2 protein-coding genes are annotated in these 2,415 nt (G+C 68.1%); both read right to left on the bottom strand.

What is annotated here, in order from left to right; all coding sequences use genetic code 11:
- Positions 1-63: 63 nt before the first annotated feature.
- Positions 64-918: an IS21-like element helper ATPase IstB gene (gene istB, locus HMPREF0591_RS21475; RefSeq protein ID WP_005116465.1), complete on the bottom strand. Its 855-nt coding sequence runs from the start codon at positions 916-918 to the stop codon at positions 64-66.
- The gene (locus tag HMPREF0591_RS21480) at positions 915-2,276 is read right to left on the bottom strand and encodes a Mu transposase domain-containing protein (protein ID WP_005118249.1); all 1,362 of its coding nucleotides are present in this window, start codon (positions 2,274-2,276) and stop codon (positions 915-917) included. Before HMPREF0591_RS21480 ends, istB begins: the two co-directional genes overlap by 4 nt.
- Positions 2,277-2,415 lie beyond the last annotated feature (139 nt).

Raw genomic sequence — 2,415 nt, forward strand, 5'->3', positions numbered from 1 at the left:
GTGATCGCGCTCATCGAAAGTCCCCAGGTGTGCTCGCCGAAATTCCTCACCTGTGAGCAGCGGTCAGTGTAGTGGTTGGCGGGTGCCGGTGGTTGTTCGGCGTAGCGTTTCGGCGGCGGCGTGGTGGTCGCGGAGGCGGTAGGACTCGCCGTCGAGGTTGATGACGACAGAGCGGTGCAGTAGGCGGTCGAGCATGGCGGCGGCCACGGTGGTGTCGCCGAGGATCTCTCCCCAGGCTCCCACGCCGCGGTTGGTGGTGATGACGATGCTGGTCTTCAAATACCGTTGGGAGACAACCTGAAACAGCGCTGAGGCCGCCTCGGCGGGCAACGGCAAGTAGCCCAGCTCATCGATCACCAGGAGCGTCGGTCCGGCATAGAACCGCATCGTTGTGGCCCAGCGTCCCTCGATCGCTGCGCGGTGACACCGTGCAGCCAGATCGGCGGCAGTGGTGAAGTAGGTGCGGTAGCCGGCATGTGCTGCGGCCCTTGCCAATCCGACCGACAAGTGCGTCTTTCCTGTACCCGGGGGCCCGACGAGCAAAATGTTGGTCGCCGATTCCAGGTAGCGGCAGGTCCCGAGTTCGTCGATCAGCTTGCGGTCGATCCCGGCGGCGGCATCAACGTCGAAGTCTGCCAGGGTGGCCGGGGTGGGCAGGCAAGCGAACCGCAACCGGCCGGCCAGCCGCCGAGCGGTGGAGGCCTCGACTTCGACGGCCAAGAGCCGCTCCAGGGCCACCGTCAGCGACAGGTTCTCGGTGGTGGCCTGGTCCAGGACCGCGGGTAGGGCTTCGGCGGCCGCGGCCAGTTTCAGTTCGGCCAGGTGCGAGCGCAGCTGCTGATACCGCGAAGCGGCCGCCGACGGTGTTTCCTGGGCGGTCATGGTGGTGGTCTTGGCGGTGCGTGGGCTGGGGGTCATTGGATGGTCCTGTTCTGGGCGGCCCGCTCGTAGACGGACAGATCGATGACGGTGGAATCGGGTGACGGAGTTGAGGGTTGATGTTCAGAACTGTCGGCTTGTTTGATCCCGAGGAGTTGTGCGGCCGCGGCTTTTGCGGCCGGGCCCGGTGGGATGCGTTCCTTGCGCCGGTGCGGGCGTCCGGTAGCCGCGGTGGCCATCGCGGCGGTGTCCAGGGCGATGACATGGCCGCTGTCACGTACCGTGACGCCGAGCCCGTCGGCGGCCATGCGGTGCCGGGCGACCACGATTCCGCTCGTGGTGGCGATGTCACAAAACTGGGCCCCGACCGGATGGGACACCACGACCTGGGCGGCGGCCAGCTCCGGAGGCACCGAGTAGCGGTTACCGCGATACGACACCAGCGCTTGCCGCGACGCCGTGCGGGCCTCGGCCAGGATCACCGGATAGGCCATCGCCGGCACCGGCTGTAGCGGCTCTGTTTTGGCCACCACCGCCACCGAGGACCGGCCCTCAGCGGTGGCGCGGATGCGGGTGTCGCCACGGACCCCGGCGAAGCGATCCAGGCTGGCTTGGGCCTGCTCGACGGTGGCCTCGTCGGCCAGCGTGCGCCACCAGCGTTGCGCGGCGGTGTGGTTGACCTTTTCCACCACTCCCTTGCGGTTGCCGCGCCGCGGCGGGCAGATCGCCACACAGACCCCGTAGTGCTTGGCCACTCCGGCGAACGAGGCGCTCACCCGTCCCGAGCCGGGGTCGCAGACCGTGGCCATCCGGTCAAAGCGCCACACCCGGGTGCACCCGCCCAGGCCGCGGGTCGCGCGGTCCAAGCCGGCGACCAGGTGCGGCTGATCCTGGCAGGGCGCCAGGAAGCCGCGCCACTTGCCCGAATGGGCCAGCGAGCCGACCAGCAGGTGCGCGGTCTTGCCCCACCCCCACGATGCCGGCGGATCGGGCAATTCCAGCCAGTCCCATTGGGTTTCCTCACCCGGGGCGTGGGGGATCACCGCGTTCGGGCGCTGGGTGGCGGTCCGGCAGGCTTCACAGACGGGGCGTAGATTGCGGACGCGGATGTTGCGGGTCAGGCTCTGATACGACAGCCCGAACCCCAGCTCCTCGAGCTCGTCGAACAGGGTGCGGGCCCACAGGTGCGGGTCCTCGGTCAACCTGGCGGTGACGTAGTCGACGAACGGCTCGAACGGATCGGGGTCGGGGCGGGCACGCACCCCGGGTTTGCCGTCGCCGGCCAGATACTTGCGGACCGTCTTGCGGTCAAAGCCGGTGTGGCGGGCGATCGCCGAGATCGTCCAACCACGCTTGGCCAGGGCATGTACTTCCATATCGTTCTCCCATGTGAGCATGAGAAAGCGGGCCTCCTTCGGGCAGTGCTGCAGGCGTCAGACACCAGCAGCATCGAAGGAGGCCCGCCCTTCTCGGCGGAGCCACACGGGTGGGGAATTTCGATGAGCGTCAGTGGGGAATTTCAGTGAGCGCGATCAA

It is taken from the genome of Mycobacterium parascrofulaceum ATCC BAA-614, from assembly GCF_000164135.1.
Lineage (GTDB): Bacteria > Actinomycetota > Actinomycetes > Mycobacteriales > Mycobacteriaceae > Mycobacterium > Mycobacterium parascrofulaceum.

Coding starts and splice junctions, on each gene's coding strand:
- HMPREF0591_RS21480 (WP_005118249.1), bottom strand. CDS start 2,276: ATGCTCACATGGGAGAACGATATGGAAGTACATGCCCTGGCCAAGCGT.
- istB (WP_005116465.1), bottom strand. CDS start 918: ATGACCCCCAGCCCACGCACCGCCAAGACCACCACCATGACCGCCCAG.